Annotated in this window: 17 protein-coding genes and 1 tRNA gene; 6 read left to right on the plus strand and 12 right to left on the minus strand. The window is 64.0% G+C overall.

Annotation, left to right across the window (positions count from 1 at the left end; genetic code table 11):
• Window positions 1-10 precede the first annotated feature (10 nt).
• The 5 genes from HRU71_11095 to HRU71_11115 all read right to left on the minus strand — a co-directional run bounded on the left by HRU71_11095 (window position 11) and on the right by HRU71_11115 (window position 8,479).
• A complete protein-coding gene (locus tag HRU71_11095; GenBank protein QOJ03992.1) occupies window positions 11-1,771 on the minus strand; it encodes a hypothetical protein in 1,761 nt (586 codons plus the stop codon).
• Between the two features lie 194 nt (window positions 1,772-1,965).
• Window positions 1,966-4,773: a protein kinase gene (locus HRU71_11100; protein QOJ04997.1), complete on the minus strand. Its 2,808-nt coding sequence runs from the start codon at window positions 4,771-4,773 to the stop codon at window positions 1,966-1,968.
• Entirely contained in the window at window positions 4,770-5,348 is a 579-nt protein-coding gene (locus tag HRU71_11105; GenBank protein QOJ03993.1) for a sigma-70 family RNA polymerase sigma factor, read from the minus strand. The genes HRU71_11100 and HRU71_11105 overlap by 4 nt, the downstream gene beginning before the upstream one ends.
• Window positions 5,349-5,785: 437 nt before the next feature.
• On the minus strand, window positions 5,786-7,171 hold the full coding sequence (locus HRU71_11110) for a sigma-54-dependent Fis family transcriptional regulator (GenBank protein QOJ03994.1): 1,386 nt from the start codon (window positions 7,169-7,171) through the stop codon (window positions 5,786-5,788).
• Window positions 7,172-7,252: 81 nt separating this feature from the next.
• Window positions 7,253-8,479 (minus strand): hypothetical protein, encoded by a 1,227-nt coding sequence (locus tag HRU71_11115; GenBank protein QOJ03995.1) that lies wholly within the window; start codon window positions 8,477-8,479, stop codon window positions 7,253-7,255.
• Between the two features lie 501 nt (window positions 8,480-8,980).
• On the opposite strand from HRU71_11115, the gene HRU71_11120 reads away from it, so the two are divergent.
• The 4 genes from HRU71_11120 to HRU71_11135 all read left to right on the plus strand — a co-directional run bounded on the left by HRU71_11120 (window position 8,981) and on the right by HRU71_11135 (window position 11,415).
• Window positions 8,981-9,385, plus strand: a complete 405-nt coding sequence (locus HRU71_11120) for a CBS domain-containing protein (protein QOJ03996.1) — start codon at window positions 8,981-8,983, stop codon at window positions 9,383-9,385.
• 14 nt (window positions 9,386-9,399) lie between these two features.
• Complete coding sequence (locus tag HRU71_11125) at window positions 9,400-9,747, plus strand: hypothetical protein (protein QOJ03997.1); 348 nt, start codon at window positions 9,400-9,402, stop codon at window positions 9,745-9,747.
• Between the two features lie 89 nt (window positions 9,748-9,836).
• Window positions 9,837-10,289 (plus strand): hemerythrin domain-containing protein, encoded by a 453-nt coding sequence (locus HRU71_11130; GenBank protein QOJ03998.1) that lies wholly within the window; start codon window positions 9,837-9,839, stop codon window positions 10,287-10,289.
• Window positions 10,290-10,581: 292 nt separating this feature from the next.
• Window positions 10,582-11,415 carry a hypothetical protein gene (locus tag HRU71_11135; GenBank protein QOJ03999.1) on the plus strand — a complete coding sequence of 278 codons (834 nt, stop codon included), beginning with the start codon at window positions 10,582-10,584 and terminating at the stop codon, window positions 11,413-11,415.
• A gap of 160 nt (window positions 11,416-11,575) precedes the next feature.
• Here HRU71_11135 and HRU71_11140 read toward each other — a convergent pair whose 3' ends face one another.
• From HRU71_11140 to HRU71_11150, 3 genes are all read right to left on the minus strand, one after another.
• Window positions 11,576-12,094, minus strand: coding sequence for a hypothetical protein (locus HRU71_11140; protein QOJ04000.1), 519 nt, complete (start codon window positions 12,092-12,094; stop codon window positions 11,576-11,578).
• Window positions 12,091-12,642: a rhodanese-like domain-containing protein gene (locus HRU71_11145; protein ID QOJ04001.1), complete on the minus strand. Its 552-nt coding sequence runs from the start codon at window positions 12,640-12,642 to the stop codon at window positions 12,091-12,093. Before HRU71_11145 ends, HRU71_11140 begins: the two co-directional genes overlap by 4 nt.
• A gap of 96 nt (window positions 12,643-12,738) precedes the next feature.
• The gene (locus HRU71_11150) at window positions 12,739-14,151 is read right to left on the minus strand and encodes a DUF1573 domain-containing protein (protein QOJ04002.1); all 1,413 of its coding nucleotides are present in this window, start codon (window positions 14,149-14,151) and stop codon (window positions 12,739-12,741) included.
• 293 nt (window positions 14,152-14,444) lie between these two features.
• Between HRU71_11150 and HRU71_11155 the strand changes: the two genes are divergently transcribed.
• Window positions 14,445-14,524, plus strand: a tRNA-Leu gene (locus HRU71_11155).
• Between the two features lie 24 nt (window positions 14,525-14,548).
• Here HRU71_11155 and HRU71_11160 read toward each other — a convergent pair.
• Window positions 14,549-16,882, minus strand: a complete 2,334-nt coding sequence (locus HRU71_11160; protein QOJ04003.1) for a PQQ-binding-like beta-propeller repeat protein — start codon at window positions 16,880-16,882, stop codon at window positions 14,549-14,551.
• Window positions 16,883-17,072: 190 nt separating this feature from the next.
• On the opposite strand from HRU71_11160, the gene HRU71_11165 reads away from it, so the two are divergent.
• Complete coding sequence (locus HRU71_11165; GenBank protein ID QOJ04004.1) at window positions 17,073-18,485, plus strand: MFS transporter; 1,413 nt, start codon at window positions 17,073-17,075, stop codon at window positions 18,483-18,485.
• A 29-nt stretch (window positions 18,486-18,514) separates the two neighbouring features.
• On the opposite strand, the gene HRU71_11170 is transcribed toward HRU71_11165, so the two are convergent.
• From HRU71_11170 to eno, 3 genes are all read right to left on the minus strand, one after another.
• Window positions 18,515-20,458 (minus strand): ABC-F family ATP-binding cassette domain-containing protein, encoded by a 1,944-nt coding sequence (locus tag HRU71_11170; protein ID QOJ04005.1) that lies wholly within the window; start codon window positions 20,456-20,458, stop codon window positions 18,515-18,517.
• 98 nt (window positions 20,459-20,556) lie between these two features.
• A complete protein-coding gene (locus HRU71_11175) occupies window positions 20,557-21,186 on the minus strand; it encodes a hypothetical protein (GenBank protein ID QOJ04006.1) in 630 nt (209 codons plus the stop codon).
• 54 nt (window positions 21,187-21,240) lie between these two features.
• Window positions 21,241-22,536, minus strand: coding sequence for a phosphopyruvate hydratase (eno, locus tag HRU71_11180; protein ID QOJ04007.1), 1,296 nt, complete (start codon window positions 22,534-22,536; stop codon window positions 21,241-21,243).
• Window positions 22,537-22,736 lie beyond the last annotated feature (200 nt).

Raw genomic sequence — 22,736 nt, forward strand, 5'->3', positions numbered from 1 at the left:
CGGCTACGGCTCACGGCAGAATCGCCGAGAGGTAAGACCGGACGTCCAGTCCGTTGGCTTTGCCGTCGAGGTTCATGTCGGCCCAGCACAGATGATGCGGCTGCTGCGGAAAGCCCAGCAGGGCATCCACGAACTCGGGCAAGGTCAGCGGCACGCAGACGTCGCCCTTGTTGATTTGTTCGTACACGATGCGGAATTTGATCCAATCGGCACAATCAACGTCGCCGTCGAAGTCGAGGTCGTACGTCGCGCAAGGGTCGGACACCACGATGACGGCGCCGAGGTTCAAGTGAACCCCGCAGTAATAGGGGAATTCCCAGTTCGCATGCGTGTGGACATTCAGAAACGCGTCATTGAACAACACGTTGAACACAGTCCCCACGGTTCCCGTCGCCGGCCCGGAGTTGAATGCCCCGTCGGGCGATCCATCCAGCCCGCTGATCACATTGTGCGTCCCACCCATCCAGGTCCATTGCACCGTGTCGCCCACCTCGACCATCACATTCGGCGGCGAAAACACATCGCCCGGCCCGACCGCAACAGGGACCAGCATCGGACCGTCATCGTCAAACGAGACGCCCGCTCCGCTGTAGCACGCCGAGAACTGGTAGCAATCCAGTCCGTCGAGCACGCCGTTGTGGTCGTGATCGCCCGGCAGCACGAGACGAATGGCGCTTTGAAGCACCGTCGTGTTCACGTCGTCCGTCAGCAACAGATCGAGGCCGTCGATGTTGTCGAGTTCGCCGAGGCCGAAGTCCGTTGCGAAGGCGTAGGGAACAAAGACCCCGGCGCCCGTGGAAGTAAAGAGATCGGCCGGTCCGCGACCGGGCATCGCGATGCTCGGCGAATCGCGCGACAACGAGAAGACGACCTGGTCGATCCCCGGGTTGAAAATGCCGTTGCCGTTGTCGAAGACGATGAAATCGTCGATGTCGTCACCGGTGATGCCGGGCATGAGGCCGAGTTGGGCCGCGCCGACGTAGAGCTGTTCGCCGCCAGGCCCTTCGGGGTTGAAGTCCACGTAGATGTTCGCGCCGCTGGGCACGCCGCCGGGCAGGGTCAAAAGCGAAGGGCTGTTTCGCGTTGCGGAGAAGAACAGCATCTCGCCGGGAATGCCTGATTCCAGGGCGGCCACCGGCACGCCTGGGCTGCTCATCCCCTGCAACTCGTCTTGCGGCTGCGGATCGACATCGACAATGGGCGGCTCTTCGGGTTTCAGGTCCAGATCGACGCCGCCGGTGTCGCCGCCGTTGCGGCCGAGCGTGTTGTTGTCGGGCGTGACGAGCAGAAAGGGCGTCGGACCGTTCCGCGTGAAGCCCGAAGTGCTCATGTACACGTCGCCGGCCGCCTGATGGCGCAGCGCCTGGTGTTGCACGTTGAAGGGCTTGCCGGCCGTGACAAGATCGGGGTCGGCCGACGCGGCGCCGATGCTGGCCCGGTCGACGCTGAACAAAATGACAAAAGTATGTGATGGCAACACGCTCCCGCGGTTGTAGCTGAACCCGTCGAGGTCGTCGGCCGGATGGTTCAATCCCAGCGCCAGTCCGGGATGACGCACCGTCGGCCCGGGCTTCTGGAGAATGGCCGAGGCGGTGATGGGGCCGCCGATCGTCGGCGAGGCCGCGTCAAGGGTGAAGAGCGGCGCGCGAATCGGTACGTCGGCGGGTGGTTGCGCGCGCGCAATCGTTATGAGTGCGTGTGCCACGACCAGCGCCGTGCCCGCAAGGAACCCGGCGCGCACATAGCGCTTATGAATCCCGCTGGACAACATGACTCCTCCTCCATAGCTGGCAGCCGAATTGCGGGATCAGTTGAATCAGCGGACGGGGGTCAATGCGGAGAATCGCCCCACCCGGCAATCGGATGCTCCAGTATATCCGATGGACCTCGGAAGACGACGGATTACGAGCGGCTTTGGCTACCGAAAGCCGCCAAAATCGTCTTTCCGGGGCTAGGGAAGGCGGTTCAGGGCCGCCTGGGCCAGGTTGGATCGCGCTGCATTCGCCCCAGAATGACCCGTGCCGCATAGCAGTAATCCTCGTAGTCATAGGTCTGTTCACAGGCGTCCAGCAGCGTGACTGCCGTGTCTCGTCGGCCGTCGGCGAGTTGGCGAAGCCCGTCGAAGAAGTAAGCGGCGGACCAGAGCAACTTGTTGCGCCGCAACGAATCGTCCGCGACCGCGCGCAGCGCCGACAGCGTTTGCCGACCACTGCACACCTCTCGAATCTTTCGCTCCCAGTCCGTTGGGGCCGACTCACCGGAAGCTGCGAGCGGTTCGGCATCGGCCGGAAGGCGCGCGATCAGTTGGTCCGCCTCGTCGCGTCGCCCAAGCAGGTGCAGGATGGCGGCCGCGGAGAACGCCGCGCGCGCATTGCGCGGCTCGGCGTCGGCCACGGCGAGCACCAGTCGCTTCGCCTCCTCGGGTTGATCCAAATCGAGGTGAATCAGCGCCGGGAAGAGGCCGGCGAACCAGACGCGGCGTGCGTCGCCTTGTCCGCCGGCGCCGGGCGCGGTGAAAGGCTGCAAGGCGCGCAGATCGGACAGCGCTTCGTCGTATCGTCCCAGCCAGTAATACAAACGCCAGCGGTAGTCGCACACCTCGGCCTGGTCGTCGGGCGACTGGCAGAGCGGCTCGCCGCGGTTGCGCGCGTCGATCGCGCGGTTCAGATCACCGACCGCCTCCCAGTATTCGCCCTCGCAGGCATAGCCGCGTGGGCTGGTCGGCTCGCGCCGCTGGGCCTCGCGCGCCCAATGCAGCGCCCACTCGAAATGCTCATCGCGGCGCTTGGAATCCGTTCGCGTGCGATCGTAGATCTCCGCCGACAGGCGATACGTGATCGAGAGTAAATAGCACGGATAGGCCTGGGTCGATTGCAGCTCGCATGCGTTGAGCAGCACGCGCTCCTGCTCATCGAACGTATCATGCCGACGCTGATGGTACATCTTCGTGTTCAGCGCCCGGCCCAGGTGCAGCATCGCCTGGGCATAGTTGTTGCGCTTCTCCCGCGCCAGGCGAAAATCCTTGATGGCCTCCTCGGGACGATGCCGCAGCAGCGCCTGCCCGCGGAAGAAATGCTCCTCGGCCGAGCGCGCCCCGCCGATGGCATCGCCCTGCTGGAGCCACGTCAGGGCCTGACCGTCGAGCCGACCCGTCCGCTGCCGCTCGGCCCAAGCCAGCAGGTACCGCACCCGGCGCTGGTCGGCGCCGTGAAGCGAGGCGTCCAGTGCTCGCTGAAGCGTCTGCACCGCACGATGGGGCTCGAGCCGCAGATCCGCCAGCCCCGACGCCTCCAGGAAGGCCGCACGGGCCTTGCCGGTCGGGTCGGGCCAGATCGACGCGGCCTGCGACAGCAATTCGCGAGCATCGTCCGGCTCGCGATAGTCGTCATAAGCCAACATACCGTAGGCCCGCGCGATCAGCTCGGTGGCCCGATCTTGCCGGGTGCGAATCGACTGCGAGCGCCACACGACGGCCCCGCTGACAAGCAGCGCGCACAATACGCAGATCGTCGTCATCGCCGGATGCCGCCGGATGAACTTCCAGCTCTTTTCCAGCAGGCCGACGCGCCGCGCATGAATGGGGCGATTCTCCACAAAACGGCGCAGGTCAGCGGCCAGCGCGCCGGCGCTCGGGTAGCGCCGGGCCGGGTCTTTCTCGAGCGCGCGCAGGCAGATGGTCTCCAAGTCCATCGGGATGGATGGATTGATTTTTCGCGGCGGCTTCGGCTCGCGCGTGCAGATCCGTGCGACGAGCTGTTCGCGCGTCGCGCCGTCGAACGGTCGTTCAAGGGTAAGCAGTTCGTACAGCGTGACACCCAGTGAGAAAACATCCGTTCGATGATCGACCGTGCGGCGCGCGAATCCTACCTGCTCCGGTGACATGTAGGCCGGCGTGCCGATCATCTCGCCCGTGAGCGTCATGCCGGGTTCATCGAGCAGCCGCGCCAGGCCGAAATCGGTGATGTGCAATTGCCCGTCCGAGCCGAGCAGGAGATTCTGCGGTTTGATGTCGCGGTGCAGCACGCCCGAGGTGTGCGCGTGCTCCAATCCCTCGGCCGCGCCGCAAATGAGCATGGCCACGTCGCGGAAGCGCGATCCGTCAAGCGAAACGAGCAGGGCCGTGCTGGCCGCGTGCAAATCGTCGAGGGGCGGTTCGTGCGTCGGCGGTGACCGCGTGGGATGGGCATGGCCCGCCTTGAATGGTTCATCGCGGGTTGCGGACCCGGCGCGGCGTCGGCGGATCACGCGATCGAGACTCTCGCCGTCAATCAACTCCATCGCGTAAAAAAAGTGCCCGTCCTGCTGACCCTGCGCGTAGACCGGCACAATGTTGGTGTGATGCAGCCGGGCGGCTGCCTGGGCCTCGCGCACGAAGCGCGATACGGCCTTGTCGTCCGCGCCGGCCAGCGCGGGCAGCACCTTCAGCGCGACGATGCGATTGAGCGAAAGTTGTCGCGCGCGATAGACCACGCCCATCCCGCCGCGGCCGATCTCACTGACGATTTCAAAATCTCCCAGGCGACTGCCCGGTTGCCACGTCGTCGGGGTCGTGGTGCTCCGCGACCGTCCGGCGCTCCGCGCGTCATCCAATCGCTGCCGGCCTTGTTGATCGCGCGCTTCACTTAGCGCGCCCAGCAGGTGGCGCGTATCGCGCAGCGCGGTGCGGCACCGCGCGCATTGCGACAGATGAACCTCCAGCGCGGCGCGCTGCGAGGCGTCCAGCGTCTCCTCGACGTAATCGAGCAGCAGCCCGTCGGCTTCTTCGCAGTTCATAACGACGAATCGTCAAACGATTTGAGATGCTCGCGCAGCTCGCGCGTCGCCTTCGACAATCGGGCCTTCACCCCCGCCAGCGACAGGCCCACCGCTTCGGCCACTTCTTCCCGTGACAAACCCTGAAAAAAGTAGAGGATCACCACTTCGCGCAGCGGCTCATCCATCGACTCGATCGTCATCTGCACGCGCTGGGCGCGGTCGGCCTTCATCGCCTGGCCCGCCGGCGTCGACTTCTTGTCCAGCGGAATCGCTCCGCGCTCGAACAGGTGCCGGCTCGTCGCCAGGGCCGACAGCCGCATCTTCGGATGCATCCGCCGAATCTCGTCGATCGACCGGTTGCGCGCGACCTGATAAAGCCACCCGCGCAGGCTGCCGCTGGGGCGCGTCTGCTTCGACATGCGGCAGCACTTGAGCAGCACGTCCTGCACGATGTCCTCGGCCAGCGCCGCGTCGTACACCATGCGCTGGCAGAACAGGCGCAGCTCGGTGCCGTAGCGGTGGCTGATTTCCTCCACCGCGGCGTCATTGCCCGCCTGCAACTGGGCCATCAGTTCCGAATCGGTCAGGGGCATGCCTTGCCACCGTGCGGCTTCGCGCGCTGAACGTTGCTTGGATTTAATCACCAGCCGTTTGCGATGCTGCTGCGTCTACCCTTGAGACCGCAGCACGCTTCAACTTCTCTTCCCACCCTCCAGGGCAGACGCTGACCCTCGTCTGCCGATCAGGCTCGGCTGTCTCGCGTGTGCGCCTTGTGCGGACGCGAGCCGCCGGGCCTGATGTTTCTCGGAAAAGCCGATGCAGTCGAATGGTTCGCCGCCCCGCACACAATTGGGCGTCGATGCACAGCGTGGCAGAACATTCTACACCGCCCACTCGCGCGGGGGTAGGGGTATGTCAGGCATCAATTGGGAATGGATTGCGAGGGTTGGAGCGGTTCGCCACGGGGCGCAGCAATGATTCGCATCGATGACGCCGCTGGGGATCATATGCCTCGGCGCGTGGCTTCCCGCTATGCCTCGCTGGCCTGATGGCTCTTCAGCAATCCGTATTGATCCATGCGGTAGCGCAACTGGTCGCGGGTGAGATGCAGCAGTTTCGCCGCGCGGGTCTGATTGTTGTCGGTCATCGCCAGGGCCTGGCGCACGAGGGATTCCTCGACATCTTTCAGGCTCACGCCGCCGGGCGGCAATTCGAATTGCACGGAGTTGCCGTTTGCACTGGCCCCATGGCCGATGACGAGGTCTTCGGGACCGATCATAGGTTGTTTGCATAGCAGCACAGCGCGTTCCATGGCGTTGCGCAGCTCGCGCACGTTTCCGGGCCAGGTGTATCGCATCAGTTTCTCGACGGCCGCCGGCACCAGCCCGCGCACGTCGCGCCGGAACTCCTTCGCGAACGTCCCGACGTAATAATCCGCCAGAAGTCGAATGTCGTCGCCCCGCTCGCGCAGCGGCGGCAGATCGACGGCGATGATGTTCAGCCGATAGAACAGGTCCTCGCGGAACTTGCCCTCGGCGATCAGCTTGTTCACGTCGCGATTGGTCGCCGCGATCACGCGCACGTCCACGGTGAGGTCCGTCGTGCCGCCGACACGCCGAAACGCGCGCTCTTCGAGGAAACGCAGAAGCTTGGCCTGCAACGCGGGCGGCATGTCGCCGACTTCGTCGAGGAACACCGTGCCGCCGTCGGCCAGTTCGAGCAGCCCCTTTTTGCGCTGCTTGGCATCGGTGAAGGCCCCGCGCTCGTGGCCGAACAGCTCGCTTTCCAGCAGGTGCTCCGATAGGGCGGTGCAGGTGATGTTCATGAACGGTCGCCCGGCGCGGTCGGAATTGTAGTGAATCGTCTTGGCGACGAGGTCCTTGCCGGTGCCGCTCTCGCCGCGAAGAAACACGGTGGACGAACCGCTGCTCGCCACGTCGCGGATCAGCTCGAACAACCGTGCCATGGCCGGGCAGCGCCCGAGGATACGGTCGAATCCAAAGCGTTCCTGCATCTGACCGCGCAGATCGCGCAGCTCGCGGCGCAGGCGGGTCGTCTCCAGCACCTTTGCGACGGTGAGCATCAGGGCGTCCATCTTGAATGGCTTGCTGACGTAGTCGTAGGCGCCCAGGCGCATGGCCTCGACGGCGTTATCGACGTTGCTGTAGGCCGTCATCATGAGCACGACGATCTCGGTATCCTGCTCGCGGATCTTGCGCAGCACCTCGAGGCCGGTGCGGTCAGGCAGCTTGTAATCGAGCATGACGAGATCGAAGGTCGCCGCGGCGAGCTTGGCGAGGCCTTCGTCGGCCGTCGCCGCTTCCTCGACGGCGTAACCCTCTTCCTGGAAGCGCTGCAACAACGACCAGCGGATGAGCTTTTCGTCTTCGATGATGAGAATGCGTGGTTTGCTCATAATACGGTTTCCTGTCGCGCCCGCCGCAGCGGGTGAATCGTGGCTCGTGGTCCGCAAGGCGGGCATGAACCGCCTCGTCCGTCACATTCCAACCGGGATCTCCACGGTGACGCGTGTTCCCTTTCCAATTTTGCTCTCGATGTCCATTGCCCCGCGGTGCGCCTCCACAATGCGCTTGCAGATCGACAATCCCAGGCCGGTTCCCCGCGCCTTGGTGGTGTAGAACGGTTCGAAGACCCGTACGAGCACATCGGACGCCATGCCGCATCCATCGTCTTCGACGGTGAGACGCACCAGTGCATCGGCTTCGTCAAGGCGGCAGCGAATGGTCCCGCCGCGTTCGCAGGCATGGGCGGCATTGAGCAGCAGGTTGGAGACGACCTGGTGCAGTTGGGCTTCATCGGCCTGCACGAAGCAGGGCGTGTCCATGTTTTCGCAGATGACCCGCACATGGCGGAAGGACGGTTCTTCGCGCAGGAGCACCAGGGCGTGGCCGATGAGTTCTGCGAAATCGACGTGAGTCTTTTCTGGCGGCTTGGGCCGGGCGTAGATCAGCAGGTCGCGCACGGCGGCATCGAGCCGGTCGATCTGGCGCAACGACTCGGCGATGATCTCGCGGTGTGGGTGATCGGGCGCCATGCCGGCGCCGAGAACCTGAATCGCGCCGCTGATGCCCGCGAGCGGGTTCTTGATTTCGTGCGCGAGCGAGGCGGCGAGCTGGCCGATGCTGGCGAGGTGTTCGGCTTCGCTGATGCGCTGCTCGTAGTGGGCGCGTTCGAGATCCTGCATCCGACGAACCAGGTCCTCGCGATAGGTCTGGTTCATGATGGCCAGTTCGAGGTCGAGGAGCTTGTGCAGGGCGTTGAGCGTCGTATCGAGTTCATGCGTTGGAAGGTTGATCCGTCGAATGCGGGTGCTTAGCTCCAAGCGCACAACGTTCATGGCCATGAACATGTAGTGCTGGGGGAGTTCCACGCGAACGTGGGTGCGTCCGATGCGGCATCGGGATTCGTAGTAGGCGTTGTCGTAGTTCCCGCGGAAGAGTTCATCGAGCCACGTGAGCAGAGTGCGTCGCAGCCTCGCCATGGTGGCCTGTGCAGTGGCCTGTGCGGCGGCTTCATCGTCGAAATGGCCGTGGCCTCGGAAGACGGCGGCGCCGCCGGGGTGTTTCAGGAGGCGCGAATAGAAGAGTTCAACGACATCGGGTAACTGGGGCGCAATGCGCGAGTGGATAGCGCAGAGCGCAGCGGCGTCCGACTCGCCGAACTGGAGATAGTTTTTCATTTCGCGAAACAGTTCATGGGACATGCTCCAATTATAACCCCTGAATTTGACAGGCTTTATCGCCCGATCGAGGGCATTGTTCCGGGCACCTGATCCGGTATCCGGCGGGGCATGTCGCGATTTCGCTTCGGTCACAACCTGATTCCTGATCAGCAGTTAGACGAATTTCCGTCGCACTCGGCGTCGCCGAGATTGCTCTTGATTGCCACGGAGCGACCATCTAGGGCAACCACCATGCCAAATTCCGCAATGGTGCTTTTCACTCGTTTGCGCAGTTTGCCACGAAACGAAGCAGGGCTTCGCTGCGGGAAGTCGCGCACACGATAGCGAAAAAAGACTCATTGAATTCCTGAAAAAGGGGTGGCTGGCTTCGCACGTCGCGCCCGCGCGATGATCCGATCGGAATACGAGGCAATTGGCACAAGCCTTGCTGCATTGAAAGGTGCCGGTTTTCAACCGGTGAGTCGTCGTGAGCGGGTGAATCGCGTCGCGCATGAGAGAGGCCCCTGCGCCGGGAGTGCGATCATGCTGGTCGAAGAGGTGATGACCCCGGACCCGTTCGTGGTGGACACGTACGAGCCGATCGCGCGGATCGCGGAGCTGATCCGCCGACATCGAATCCATCAGGTGCCGGTGATCGACGAGAACAACCGCATCGTCGGGATCGTGACCGATCGCGACATCCGCTCGGCATCGGGGGCAAATTCCGATACGGCCGGTCTGCTGGCGCGCGACGTGATGACGACGAATGTCGTTTCAGTGTCGCCGACGCAGCCGCTGGCCGACGCGGTGCGCATCCTGTGTGAACACCGCTTCGGGTCGCTGCCGGTCGTGGTGGGCGAGCGGATCGTGGGGATCTTGAGCACGCGTGATCTGTTGCGACGATTGTTGGTCCTGCTGGAGCAATCCGCGATGAGGACGGGTTCGTGAAAGTGAGGTGGGTCATGGTGCTTCAATTGAACCAGGTGGAAGCCGCCCTTCGCAGCAAGATCTGCCCCAATTGCGTGCGGTACACGGCGGATCACCGATGCAGCCTGCCGCCCGATCGCCCTTGTGTCATTTTCGAGGCGCTGCCGACGATCGCGCAGGTGGTGCAGACCGTCTCATCGGATCGCATCGATCCGTATCTCGACCGAATTCGCACCGATCTGTGCGCCGTGTGTCGCGAGGACGAGCACGGTCGATGCCCGCTGCGCGATCATCTCGATTGCGCGCTGGACTGTTACCTGCCTTTGGTGGTGGACGAGATCGAGGCCGCCTGTTCGCGAGGCGATCAGCCATCGCATGGCTGACCCGATCGGATTCCCTCGGCTGGGCGGAGGCTTATAATTCCGCGGTAGCACGTTGCGTCCAGATCCGTCAGCCTTCGGGAGGATTCGCGATGAACGCCCAGCAACTGGCCGCCTGGATTCGGGAGGAACAGGAGAAGATCAGCGGCATCACGCGGCAACTGATGGAGAAAATTTCCATCGTTCCGCGCATCGATCACGACCGCTGGCTCACCGACGTGCGGACGCTGTTCGAGCATTACCGGGCCCACACGATCCGCCACATCGCCCTGGAGGAGCAGGATGGTTATCTGACGCCGGTGACCGAGGCGCGGCCGTTCCTCTCGAAGGAAGTGGATCGGCTCCAGCATGAGCACCGGGAGATGATACGGTTGATCGACGCGATTCATCGTGATCTGCCCGGCATCCAATCCGGCGATTTTCTGCTTCTTCGAGACATTTGTCATCGCATCCAGGACGTCTTGCAGTACATGGAGCACCACGAGAGGGAAGAAACGCTCCTGCTGATGTCCGCGTTTACGGACGACACCGGCGAAAAGGACTGACCGCGCTCGCTTGTTCGCGTGTTGCCGTTTCGCCACAGGCCCGCGCGAACGTGGCGTTCACGCCGCGCATCGAAAACACCGGATCAATCATTGCAATCGGCAATGCCGAAGGTCCGACCGGTTTATCATCGCGTCGCGTGGGTAGTTATCACGCCGAAAAAGCATTCCGTCGCACATAAGCCGCGCGGCATCACGATTGCTGCCTGTTGATCGAGGCATGGCAGCGTCCACGGGGGCGTTCCACACTGCTGATTTCCTGCGCCCGCATTCATGGGGCCTGGGGGGAGACACTATGTTTCGATCAATCGTTCGAACGGCGCTGTTTGCCGGGGCCGCCGCGGTCTTCTCGGCCGCGCCGGCGATGGCCCAGGTCGGTGAACCGACCGGCTCGTTTCATCTGAAGGTCACGCATGGCGCGACGACGGTCGTGAACACGAACGTCATTGTTCCGGCCGACTTGTCCATCACCGACGGCGACCCGGAGGACTATGTCCAGGTCGGCACGGTCGGCGGGGATCCGATCATTCTCAAGATGGTCTCCGAGGGCGGTCCGGACTTCCGCATCGTTCATTGGTACCTCGACGTGCCGGACAGCCTCGACAATATCTACCTGTCGGGCGGCACGAGTCTGTTCGATCCTCTTAATCCGGCGTCGATCGACGTCGAAGTCACGGGCCTGGCCTTCACCGGCACGACCGGTGTGACGCCGCTCATCGTGAACAACAGCACGTACCTCACGGCCTTCATGCGCGACACGTTCGGCGGCACCGGAGGTCGCTTCTACAATCTACCGCAGGGCACGTATTTCGGCCCCGGCGTGCTCTCGCCCGAGCCGCAGGTGCAGGTGGCCGGCCAGTATTTTCTCGACGGCAACACGGCGTTGTACAACTTCACGACAAGCAGCTTCTTGAGTCCGACGGCGAGCTGGAAGTGGGGCGCCTTGCCCAACCCCGGCGCGCTGGGTCTGACGACGGTCTCCAGCGGCAACAACAACACGCCGAGCGATGGCGGCAAGGTCTTCGAGCTGGGCCTGTCGGTCGCGTTTGTCGGCGTGCCGGAGCCGGCCACGCTGGGACTGCTCGCGCCGGGCATGTTGTTCGCCCTGCGTCGGACGCGCCGGCGGTAAGGCCGCGACGCGTGAAATCGAAGTCTGGGATTCCGAGCGCAAATCGTTGTTTAAACAACAAAGCCCCCGGCAAGCCTGCCGGGGGCTTTTAACTTTGCGCTTGCTGAATTGGCGATGAACCAGGCGTAGCTGATCGATGCACGGAACCGCACAGCGAGTTTCAGCGCGGCACGGTTTGAGTGGAGGTGCGCCGCCGAACTGGAGACAGCAAAACCGACGCGATCGTCGCCAGCAACAGCACGGAGTCGAAGACGATGGTCTTCACACCGGCCGCCGACGGGTTGCCCTTGCCGAAACAGCCGCAGTCGATGTTCAGCCCCCTGTAGAGCGCCGAGTAACTGACGGCGGTGATGAACATGACCAGCATACCGCAGATGAGAATCGCGCCGGCTCGGCGCGTCGTCGGAAGGATCAGCGCAATGGCCGCGAGACACTCCAGCCAGGGCAGAATCAGCGCCAGGGCGTTCAGTCCGCGTTCCGGCACGATGCGATAGTTGGAGATGGCGATCACGAACTGCCGCGGCTCGACGATTTTCTCAAAGCCCGCGTAGAGAAACACGCCGGCGACGCCCAGCGCGCAAACCCACGCCGTCATCGTTCGCCAAAGCGGCGTCGCCACGGATCGCTCGCGCGCCATCAAATCGACGGGAATGCTGAACGCGTCGCCGTCGGCGGTCATGGCTCGGCCCCCGTCGCAAAGTATTCATTGAAGCGGCCGCTGCTCATGACCTCGGCCCAGCCGTTCTCGTAGATCAGAACCTCGGAGAAACCGAAATCGCGCCGCAGGGCGTCGGCCACGTGATGGCTCGCTTCGCAATCGCCACCGCCGCAATAGACGATGATCCTGTCGACCGGCGACGCGGCGCCGAGTACGCGCTCGATGTTCTTGTAGATCGCGCTGCTCGGCAGGTTGATCGCGCCGAGCAGGTGACCCTCGACGAACTCCCGTTCCTCGCGGGCATCGACAAACTTCGCCGTGCCGGCCTTCAGGTGTTCCAGCACCGCGTCGATCTTGATCATCCCGGGCTTGGCCGCATCGGTCGCGGTCGGTGCCGACGTCACCGACTCGCCTTCGACTGCGGTCGCGGTCGTTCGCACGTTCGACGGCGTGGCGGGCAGCGGCTCACGTACCCACGGAAGCCTCACTTGACGCACGGCATTGCTCGTGGCGGCTGCTCCGGCGCTAAGCAACAGGATGATTCCGGCGATTGCAAAGTCTCGGATCATGATGGCATTCTCAAGGACGCAGGGTCCGCGACGCAGCGCGACGAATCTCCCCGGCCCTCTCCCTGTCGAGGGGGAGAGGGCGGAGGGAGAAACTCACTATTCCTTGCCGTTGCCCGGGTTCGCGTCCGGTTTCGGCGGTGTGGTTGCCGTCGCGCCGGTTGCGGCCTTGGCGTTGCCGACGGGCGCCGCGTTCGCGTTCGGCGACTTGCTCGACACCGTGCCGGGGCGCGCACCGACGGCCGCCGACAGATCGCGTGACTGGCCGTAGTTCATTTCGGTGATCGGCACGGAGACCGTCGGGACGGTGGGATTGTCGGTTTTGAAGGAGACCGTATCGCCGGTCGAGGCGATCTGGTAGTCGGCCGGGATGTCGAGCGTGATGCGGAACGACATGCCGGGCTTGACCTCGGTCAGGGTGTGCTTGAGCGCGGGGTTGGACGTCGTGACGTCGCTGATCTTCAGCGGCTTGGCGGCGTTGTTGTTGTTAATATACAGGTGTCGCTGAAGCGGGGCCGTGCGGTTCATCGGCAGGGACAAGCGATTGGGGGCGACCTCCACCTCGGCGGTGATGTACGCGCTGATCGGCACGGTCACACGGGGCACCTCTTCGAGTCCGGTCTCGACCGTCAGGGTCGCCGAAACCATTCCGCTGGTCAGCGCGCCCTGCGCGGTAACGTTCAAATCAAACTTTTTGCCCGTCTCGACTTCGACGATCTCGGCCTTGAACGCCGGATTGGACGATTCCTTAACGCTCATCTTGGCCGGCTTGTCCGTGTTGTTGGAGATCGTCAGCTTGCGCGTCTGGCTGCCGTCCTGGGCCTGGGCCGTGGTGAGGCGGCCGAACGATGCGCTGGGCGGCGCCAGCTGCACGGGCTGCCAGACCTCGCCCTTGATGTTCAGCGTGATCATCTCCTCGGCACCGGTGCAGTTCGTATAGACCGTGACCGTCTTGGTGATCGGGCCGGCCATGTTGGTCGTGCCGAGCTTGATGGGGATTTTGCCGGTCTTGCCCGGCTCGACGATCTTGTCGTGCTCACCGGCGGTCGTGCATCCGCAGGCGGGGCGCACCTTGAGAATTTCAAGCGTGCCGTTGCCGGCGTTGGTGAACCAGAAGTCCTTGCGAATCTCGTCTCCTGCCTTGACGCGTCCGAAGTCGTAGGTCGGCGTGTCGAACGAGATCTTGGGAAGCTCGCCCGGCTTGTTGGTCACCGTCGGAGCTGGAACATCAGGCGGCCGAACGGTGCCGGCGGCGCCGGGCTGAACCGCGGCGGGACTTGTGCCCACACCCATTGAACCGGTGGCGCCGTGATCGTGGCCAGCGTGGTCGTGCCCTTCGTGTCCGGGCTGGGCCGCACCGGCCTGCGCAGGTTTGCCGGCGTCGGTCTTGGCCGGTTCGGTCTTCGCCGGCTCCGTCTTGGGAGGTTCGGCGCGCAGCGGCGCGGCGCCGACCGCGAAGAGGGCCAGGGCCAAGGTCGATACAAGAGTCTTGATACCATTCCACGGTGTCATGAGGTAGCTCCAAAACGAGAAAAAGAACCTGGAACAACGGAGAACCAAGCTATCGGCAATAATAAGGGGTTGGGAGATGATTTCGGTGTAACGGACCTGTAAACCAGCCGGTCGTGGGATGGAGCGCTCCGCGCAACTCATTGATGTGCAACGAGCCACGGGAACCGGCTTGGGACGGGATCGGCCCTGAATTGACCCCGCCGTCCGGCGCGGGGAGAATTCCTCGAAACCGGCGACGACCGATATGCGCAAGGAAGACGCGTCCCCGCGCAGAGTCGGACCGCCGGACGTTCGCGCGAGTGGCGGAATTGGCAGACGCGCGGGATTTAGGTTCCCGTGGGCAACCGTGTGGGTTCGAGTCCCACCTCGCGCATCTTCAGGCAGGGCACGACGCGCGTCAGACGCCGCCCTGGCCCGTGCCGAGATCCAGCGCCACGATTTTCTCGCGATCACGCAAGTACAGCGTGCGGCCGTACAGCGTCGGCGCGGTCCACGCTGTTTTCTTGCAGACGCCCGTCATTTTTCCGAGCAGCCGGTATTTTTCGGCGTCCGCCTTCACGAGATACAGCGCACCGTCCTCGTCCAGCACGATCAGCTTGCCGTCGGCCAGCAGCACGGTCGCCTTGGCGATGCCGCGTTGTCGCCACCCGAACTCGCCCGTCTTCGCGTTCACACAACCCAGGAAAGCCGGTCCGAAATCGCCGCTGCTGCCGTAGATCCAGTCGCCTTCGCGCACGGCGGTCGCGTGCTGAATCTTCATGCGCGGGTTGAACCATGCTTCCTTCGCGACGATCTGGCTGCCGGCCTTGCTGACCTGCACCCCGCGCGAACCCATGCCGTATGCGGAGGAAATGAACAACGTCTTGTCGCTCGCGCTCCAGAGCGGCGTCGTGATGTTCGCGCCCCATTGCGTCGGGTGATCGATGCTCCACGTCGTGTGTCCGTCCGTCGGATCGACGCCCAACACCGCCTTGCCGCCGAACGCGACGAGCTGCTCGATTCCTTCAACCGTGATCGCCAGGAGCGACGCGTAGCCGGGGTCGAACTCGCCGCCCTTCCACGCCACGGCGCCCGTGTCCTTGTCGAAGGCGATGATCGCGTGGCCCTTCTCCTTGCTGACGGTCACAAGAATGTTGCCTTTGTACTCCATCGGGCTGGCGCCGTACCCGCGCATGTGCAGGTCCGCCTTGTATTTGGCCAGCAGATCCTCCGACCAGACCACTTTGCCGCTCTTCTTATCGAGGCAATGCAGCATCGCCGTGCAGCCGATGGTGTACAGCTTGTCGCCGACGATCAGCGGCGTGCTATGCGGGCCGGGGCCGAACTCCATCTGCAACCCCTCGGGCCACGGCGCGTCGTACTTGTGCTCCCATTTCGTCTTGCCCGTCTTCGCGTCGAGCGCGACGACGACTTCTTCGCCCTTGTTGGCGTCCGCCTTGTCGCGAATGGAATACATCGTGTACAGCGTGTCACCGTCGCACAAAATGCAACTGAATCCATCGCCCAGCGGCCGCTCCCAAAGCTTGGGCGGGCCTTCCTTCGGCCAGCGATTTGCCAGGCCCGTGGCACTGCTCTTGAAGTTGCGGTCCGGTCCGCCCCATTGCAGCCACGGTTCCGGGTCGTTCGCCGGCGTCGGCGGATCGACCGGACCGGCCATCGCGGCGGCTTCTTCGGCCTCTTTCTTCGCCTTGGCCGCGGCGATGCGCTCGGTGATCTCGGCCTTCTGCTTCTTGCGCTCCGCGGCAGGGCGCGTTGTGCCGGTGTAGGTGGCCTTCGTGTCGATCTTCATCATGGGCGCGTCCGGCCCGCGCTGGAACCACGACGGCATCTCGATCTTGGCGTCGGACGTATAGCGGATGTCGGCGATTCGATTGGCGGCCAGGTCGTAGCGCGCCTCGCCCATCAGCGTGCCGTCCATCCTGGTCGGCTTCTGATCTTTCGCGGGCTTGTCGGCGGGGTCCTTCGCGACCGTCCCCTTGAAGGTGATGATCGCCGTCTCGCGCCCGTCGGCCTTCTCAATCTTTTCCAGCTTGCAGTCGTACTGATAGATGACTTTGCCGATGTTCTCCAATTCGGCGTGCTGGGTCTTCTTCCATGTGTCGCCGACTTTTACCTCTCGCTCCGGCAGAACAACGAACTGCGACTCGCCGAAGAGCGACTTGATGCGCGCATCGGCGAGGTCACCGTTGATCAGCGAGCTGCCGACAAAATTTGACTCGCCCAGTTCCTTGAGGATGGCCCGGATCGGATCGCCGCCAGCGACGCCCGTTGCTTTTCCAGCGCCGTCGAGCGTGATCGTCAGCGACTTGTTCAGAATCGGATTGAAGGCGTCCTTGTGCATCGGCGACGCCTCTTCGTAGTCCGGGTCGTCGCTGTCGTACAGGCTCTTCATCGATTCGCTGAACGACATGTAGCCCAGCATGCGATCAAGCGTGACCTCCAGCACCATGCCGTCGCCCTCGGGCTTGGCCTTCTGCAACAGGCCGTAGACCGAGCGGGCGTCGACGTTCATCGGCTTGCCGTCGGGACCGGTCGTTGCTTGCTTCACGTCAAGCTCGTGTTCGACGTAGAGATCGCTCAACGCTTTGGCGTCGGGCTTGAGGCGGACGGGATCGGCCGCAGCGGCGCGGACCGCCGGGAGCGTCAGGGCGATCGCGCAGGCCAGGGTGCAGAGTCGCGGGAACGGCGCGCGGATGAATCGGTGCGAAGTGGAGAATTCGACAGCGTGCATGGGGTGACTCCGGAGTTCTTGAATAAGCTCGCGACAGGATTGTAAACGTAGCGGATTGGCAATACAAACGCTTCCAAAACCGAATAATCGCGCGCGGTTGCCCGCAAGGCGGTCGGCGGGTATATCACCTCTCTCCGCGCACGGCTCGCATCGCGACCTGCCGGGAAACGCACCGACGGATGATTCGCGAATGAGCCAGTCTGCCGCTCCCGAAAATAGCACGTCCACGATCCATGGCGATCTGCCGCCGGGCTATCGCGCGCGGCGCGGGCAGAATTGGATCCTGCTTGGATTAACGTACGCCTCCTACTACTTGTGTCGGTACAACCTTAGTCCGATCGCGCCGGAGTTGATGCGCGATCTCGACCTCAACAAGTCGCAGTACGGAAAGATCATTTCCGGGCGCGATGGAGCCTACGCCGTCGGGCAAATGGTGAACGGCCTGTTCACGGATCGCGTGGGCGGCAAGCGCGCCTTGATGATCGGCGCGCTGGGCACCGTCGTGCTGAACTTCGCATTCGGATTGGTGGCGTGGTCAAGTTTGCCCGGCATGCTCACCTTGCTGGTGTTGATTCGATCGGCCGATGGCTATATCCAGGCGTTCGGCGCGCCGGGGTTCATCAAGATCAACACGGCGTGGTTTCGACGGCGAGAGCGCGGGGCACTGGCCGGCATCTTTGGCGCGATGATCAACCTCGGAGCCATTGGCGCGGGGCAACTGGCGCGGCTGCTGGCATCGGGCTTTGCCGTGCCGCTGCTGGTCGTGACGTTGACCGTTCCCAAGATGGACTGGCGCTACCTGTTCATTATTCCGCCCATCGTCGTCTTGTTCATCATCGTGTTGATGCACTTTGGCGTGAAGAACACGCCGGAAGAAGCAGGGTATGAGATTCATCACGACGACGAACCACCCGATGACCCCAACGAGCGCGTGCGCCTGCGGGACGTATTTCGCAAGATCGCTTCCAACCCGACGGTGTGGATCGTCGCGGGGGCGTATTTCTGCACCGGCTTCGTGCGCCGGGCCATCGAATCGTGGTGGGCCGTTTACCTGGAAGAAATCTGGCACGTCGGCAAGGACTCGCCCCTTTTTGCGGCGTTCGCCTGGGGTTTGCCGATTACCGCCACGATCGGCTCGATGGCCTCGGGCTATATCTCCGACTTGTTCTTCGCCGGCCGCCGCGCGCCGGTTGCGGCAGTGTTGTACCTGTTGCAGGTCGTCATGACGGTTCTCGTGCTGGTGGTGCCGCACGGTGGCACGGCATCCGCCGCGCTGGCCGTCACGCTCATCATTGGAATCAGCATGATGTGCAACTCGACGCACTCGATCCTGGGCACGGCCGCCGCCATGGACCTGGGCGGGCGCAAAATGGCCGGCTGCTCGTCGGGTATCATCGATTCGTTCCAATACTACGGAGCGTTGTTGTCAGGTTGGGGACTGGGCGAACTGTTCATCTATGCGGCCCGCGACAGCGGCGTCGCCGGCGGGGCGATCAGTCCGATCGTCTGGATTGGTTCGATGCTTCCGTTCGGGTTGCTTGGCGCGGGGCTGATGACGTATCTCTGGTTGAAGAATCGCGGTCGGCGCGTCGCCGGCACGTAAAAACCCGCCGCACACGGCTGGCGAACCCGCTACGTTTCCATCCCGTCCACGCACCGCTCCCATTCGGCGATCAACTTCGTTAGCTCCTCCCTGCGGACGTTGTATTTCTCATGAAGTTTGCGCGAACGTTCGGCGTCGCGCAGCACGGCCGGATCGACGAAGCCCGCCTCCATCTCCTTCAACTCCGTTTCAACCGCTTCAATCCGGGCCTCCAGCTCCTGCAATCGCTGCGCGGCGTAGCGCGAGCGCGATTTCTTCTTCGGCGCGCCCGAACCCGGCGCGGCGCGCTTCGCTGCCTCGGCCCGGCGACGATCTCGCTCGCGTAAATCGGCTGCGCGCTGCGCCTGCCGCCGCTCGGCGAGGATGGCTGCGTAAACCGACCAGTTGCCGGTGACAAACTCGTGCCGTCCGCGCTCGACCAGCACGAGCAGCCGCTGGGCGACTTTGTCGAGGAAGTACCGATCGTGGCTGACGATCAGCGCGCTGCCGGGGAAGAGAGCGAGCGCCTCTTCGAGCGCCTCGCGCGCGGGGATGTCGAGATGATTCGTCGGCTCGTCGAGCACCAGCACCTGCGGCGAATTCGCCACGAGCCGCGCCAGCAGCACGCGGCTCTGTTCGCCGCCCGAGAGCGTGACGACGTTTTGAAACACGTCGTCGCCACGAAAGAGAAACAACGCGAGGAACGATCGCGCCATCGCCTCGCTCATGTCCGGCCGCTCGCGCCGCACGGCTTCAAGCACCGTCAGGTCCGGGTCCAGATCGCGGTGCTCCTGGTCGTAGTAGCCGACCGTCAGGCTCTCGAACAAGCGCACCTTGCCGGCGGTCGGCGGCGTCTGGCCCAGCAGCATGCGCAGCAGGGTGGTCTTGCCGACGCCGTTCGGGCCGATGATGCCGACCTTTTCACCGCGCGTCATTTCGAAATCAAGATCGCGGATCAGCACGAGATCGCCGAATTGCTTGCAGGCCTTCTCGCAGCGCAGGACCATGTCGCCGGCGCGGGCGCTTTGGGAGAATTTCAGCTTCATCGCGGGGCGCTCGGCGTCGGGCTTGTCGAGGATTTCGCCGCGCGCTTCCATGCGGTCGAGCATCTTGCGCCGGGCGCGGGCCTGCTTGGCCGAGTCCTTGGCCGCGTGCGTCCGCGCGATGTAGTCGCGCTGATGGGCGAGAAACGCCGACTGCTTCTCGTATTCACGAACCGCTTCCAGCCGGCGGATCCGCTTGGCCAGTGCGTAATTCGTGTAATTGCCCGGATAGACCGTCGCCTGGCCGCTTTCGACCTCGATGATCTTCGCCGCCACGCGATCCAGCAGGTAGCGGTCGTGCGAGATGATGACGGCCGCGCCGGGGAAACTGCCCAGGAACTCTTCCAGCCACGTCGTCGCCGCGATATCGAGGTGGTTCGTCGGCTCGTCGAGCAGCAGCAGATCGGCGGGCGTGAGCAGCAGCCGCGCCAGGGCCGCGCGGCACTTCTGCCCGCCCGACAGCACCCCGACCGGGCGCTCGTATTCCTCCGGACCGAAACCCAGGCCGCCGAGTACCTCGCGGATGCGAATCTCGAAGTCGTATCCGCCGGCCGCCTCAAACGCAGCATGAAGACGATCGTAGTCTTCCAGCAGCCTGGCCTCGTCCGGCGTGCCGTGGGCCGCGGCGATCCTGCGGCCCAGCTCGGCGAGGTCGGCCTCGGCGCGGCGGTTCCACGCGAAGGCTTCCCCGACGGCCTCGATCAGCGTCGCCTGCGAATCGAGCGTCGGCTCCTGCGGCAAGTAGGCGATCTTCAACCCGCGCGAGGTCGTCAGCTCGCCGTGGTCGGGCTGCTCCAGGCCGACCAGCATCTTGAAGAGCGTGGTCTTGCCGCAGCCGTTCGCGCCGACGAGGCCGACTTTTTCCGTCGGATGCAGATCGAGAGACAGGTTACGCAGGACAACCTTGCCGCCGTAGGACTTCTGCACGCGCTGGAGGGAAACGATCGCCATTCGGAGATTCTACGGGAACTCACGCGTCGACGTCGTGGTCAGCGGTCCGAGCCGCGACCGTCAGGCAACGGGTTCGGTATGAAACGTTGAGAGGAGAATTACAGCAGACCCGTCACAGGTTGCACAGGACGATGGGGGATGGGCGCTTCGGACGTCCGCTGCACGCCCATCGTGCGCGGAGCGAACAGCGCGAACGCGGCGATCAGCAGGCCTGCCGACATGAGCAGAAAGATCGGGCGCAGGTCATCGTCGAGAAACAGCTCGATCAAATGGCGCTGTTGCGCCCAAAGCTCGGCGCGAATCGCCCAGTCGGGCCAATCGTCGGGGGTGAGCAGGTCGCTTCGCGCGGGCGGCGGCACGTATTTCGGCGGCGGCGCCGGCTCATAGACGCGCGGCAGGACCGGCAGAATCTCCTCGCCCGGCTTGCGATACTGCAAGTCGAGGATCGCAAGTTTTTCGTTGACCGCCGGGTCGGCCGCGAATGCCTCGATCAGCCGCGCGCGGTGGTCGATCTCGTCCTGAAGGGCGGCGCAGCGGTGGACCAGCACGGCCTCCTCGGCCCGCACCGCGCCGTATTCGCGGATCATCGGCAAGACGACCGTCGGCGCGAAGAGCGCGAACGCCAGCAGCGCCAGCAGCGCGAACATGATGCGATGACCCAGCGGCGACGGCCCGATCGGCTGCACCGGCATCGGCTCAAACGCTATCGCATCCATGCGTTCGGTCAATCGACTTGCCCTCGCCCCAGCCCTCTCCATCAAACAGAGAGGGTGCGAATCACGCTACTTGTTCCAGAGCGTGCCGCCGTAGACGGCTTGCTCGCCGAGCTGCTCCTCGATCCGCAACAATTGGTTGTACTTCGCCACGCGATCCGTGCGCGACAGGCTGCCCGTCTTGATCTGACCGGCATTGGTCGCGACGGCCAGATCGGCGATGGTGGTGTCCTCGGTCTCGCCGCTGCGATGACTGATGACCGCGGCGTAGCCGTTGCGCAGCGCCAATTGCACGGCGCGCATCGTCTCGGTCAGCGTTCCGATCTGGTTTACCTTCACAAGAATCGCATTGCCGCATTTCTCGTTGATGCCGCGCTGCAAAAACTTCGGATTCGTTACGAACAAATCATCGCCGACGAGCTGCACGGTTTTGCCCAGGCGCTCGGTCAGCGTTCGCCAGCCGGCCCAGTCGTTCTCGCCGAGGCCGTCCTCGAGCGAGCGGATCGGCCACTGCTTCGATTTCTCGGCCCAGTAGTCGATCAGCCCGGCCGAGTCGACGACTTTCGACGGATTGCTCTTGAAGAACTTGTACTTGTCCGGGGCTTTGGCCTCGCTGGCCAGCTCGCTGCACGCCGGGTCGAGCGCGAAGTACACCTGCTCGCCGAGGCGGTAGCCGGATTTCTCGACAGCCGTCGCGATGACCTCGAACGCCTCGTCGTTGCTCTTGAGGCTGGGGGCGTAGCCGCCCTCATCGCCGACCGCCGTGTTGTAACCCTTCTCCTTCAGCACCTTGCCGAGCGTGTGGAAGATCTCCGCGCCCCAGCGCAGCGCCTCGCGAAACGTCGGCGCGCCCCACGGCTGGATCATGAACTCCTGGAAATCCACCGTGCTGTCGGCGTGCTTGCCCCCGTTCAGAATGTTCATCATCGGGCAGGGCAGCACGTTGGCGTGGCAGCCGCCCAGATAGCGAAAGAGCGGCAGCCGGCACGACTGCGCCGCGGCCTTCGCCGTTGCCAGCGAGACGGCAAGGATCGCGTTCGCGCCGAGATTCTTCTTCGTGTCCGTGCCGTCGGCCGCGAGCATCGCAGCGTCGACTTCTTCCTGATCGGTGGCGTCCAGCCCCAGCACGGCCTGGGCCAGCGCGTTCCCGACGTTTTCTACCGCGAGGAGGACGCCCTTCTTGTTGTATCGCTTGGGGTCGCCGTCGCGCAGCTCGACGGCTTCGTTCTCCCCGGTGCTCGCGCCGCTGGGGACAATGGCCTGGCCGACGCTGCCGTCCTCCAGCACGACGACGGCCTCGACGGTCGGGTTGCCGCGCGAATCGAGAACTTCGCGGCCGTGGACGTGTACGATTTCGCTGTTCATGGCGTGCTCGCGTGGCAAGCGTCGCGAGGGGATGGCGGCCGTGCGGTGTGTGCAGATTCCCCTATCACGAGGCTATGCAATGTATCGACCCCGTCGCCCGCGGGTCAGCAATCCCTCCCGTGGTCCGGGCGGCGAACCCGGCCGGAGGGCACTGTAAATCGACCTACGGAGCCGGACAAGCGGCGGTTCGTTCCAGACCT

Source organism: Planctomycetia bacterium (assembly GCA_015200345.1).
In the GTDB taxonomy this organism is placed as follows: Bacteria; Planctomycetota; Phycisphaerae; order UBA1845; family UTPLA1; genus PLA3.

Coding starts and splice junctions, on each gene's coding strand:
- HRU71_11120 (QOJ03996.1), top strand. CDS start 8,981: ATGCTGGTCGAAGAGGTGATGACCCCGGACCCGTTCGTGGTGGACACG.
- HRU71_11110 (QOJ03994.1), bottom strand. CDS start 7,171: ATGAGCAAACCACGCATTCTCATCATCGAAGACGAAAAGCTCATCCGC.
- HRU71_11135 (QOJ03999.1), top strand. CDS start 10,582: ATGTTTCGATCAATCGTTCGAACGGCGCTGTTTGCCGGGGCCGCCGCG.
- HRU71_11150 (QOJ04002.1), bottom strand. CDS start 14,151: ATGACACCGTGGAATGGTATCAAGACTCTTGTATCGACCTTGGCCCTG.
- HRU71_11105 (QOJ03993.1), bottom strand. CDS start 5,348: ATGCCCCTGACCGATTCGGAACTGATGGCCCAGTTGCAGGCGGGCAAT.
- HRU71_11095 (QOJ03992.1), bottom strand. CDS start 1,771: ATGTTGTCCAGCGGGATTCATAAGCGCTATGTGCGCGCCGGGTTCCTT.
- HRU71_11140 (QOJ04000.1), bottom strand. CDS start 12,094: ATGACCGCCGACGGCGACGCGTTCAGCATTCCCGTCGATTTGATGGCG.
- HRU71_11115 (QOJ03995.1), bottom strand. CDS start 8,479: ATGTCCCATGAACTGTTTCGCGAAATGAAAAACTATCTCCAGTTCGGC.
- HRU71_11160 (QOJ04003.1), bottom strand. CDS start 16,882: ATGCACGCTGTCGAATTCTCCACTTCGCACCGATTCATCCGCGCGCCG.
- eno (QOJ04007.1), bottom strand. CDS start 22,536: ATGAACAGCGAAATCGTACACGTCCACGGCCGCGAAGTTCTCGATTCG.
- HRU71_11145 (QOJ04001.1), bottom strand. CDS start 12,642: ATGATCCGAGACTTTGCAATCGCCGGAATCATCCTGTTGCTTAGCGCC.
- HRU71_11125 (QOJ03997.1), top strand. CDS start 9,400: ATGGTGCTTCAATTGAACCAGGTGGAAGCCGCCCTTCGCAGCAAGATC.
- HRU71_11100 (QOJ04997.1), bottom strand. CDS start 4,773: ATGAACTGCGAAGAAGCCGACGGGCTGCTGCTCGATTACGTCGAGGAG.
- HRU71_11165 (QOJ04004.1), top strand. CDS start 17,073: ATGAGCCAGTCTGCCGCTCCCGAAAATAGCACGTCCACGATCCATGGC.
- HRU71_11170 (QOJ04005.1), bottom strand. CDS start 20,458: ATGGCGATCGTTTCCCTCCAGCGCGTGCAGAAGTCCTACGGCGGCAAG.
- HRU71_11130 (QOJ03998.1), top strand. CDS start 9,837: ATGAACGCCCAGCAACTGGCCGCCTGGATTCGGGAGGAACAGGAGAAG.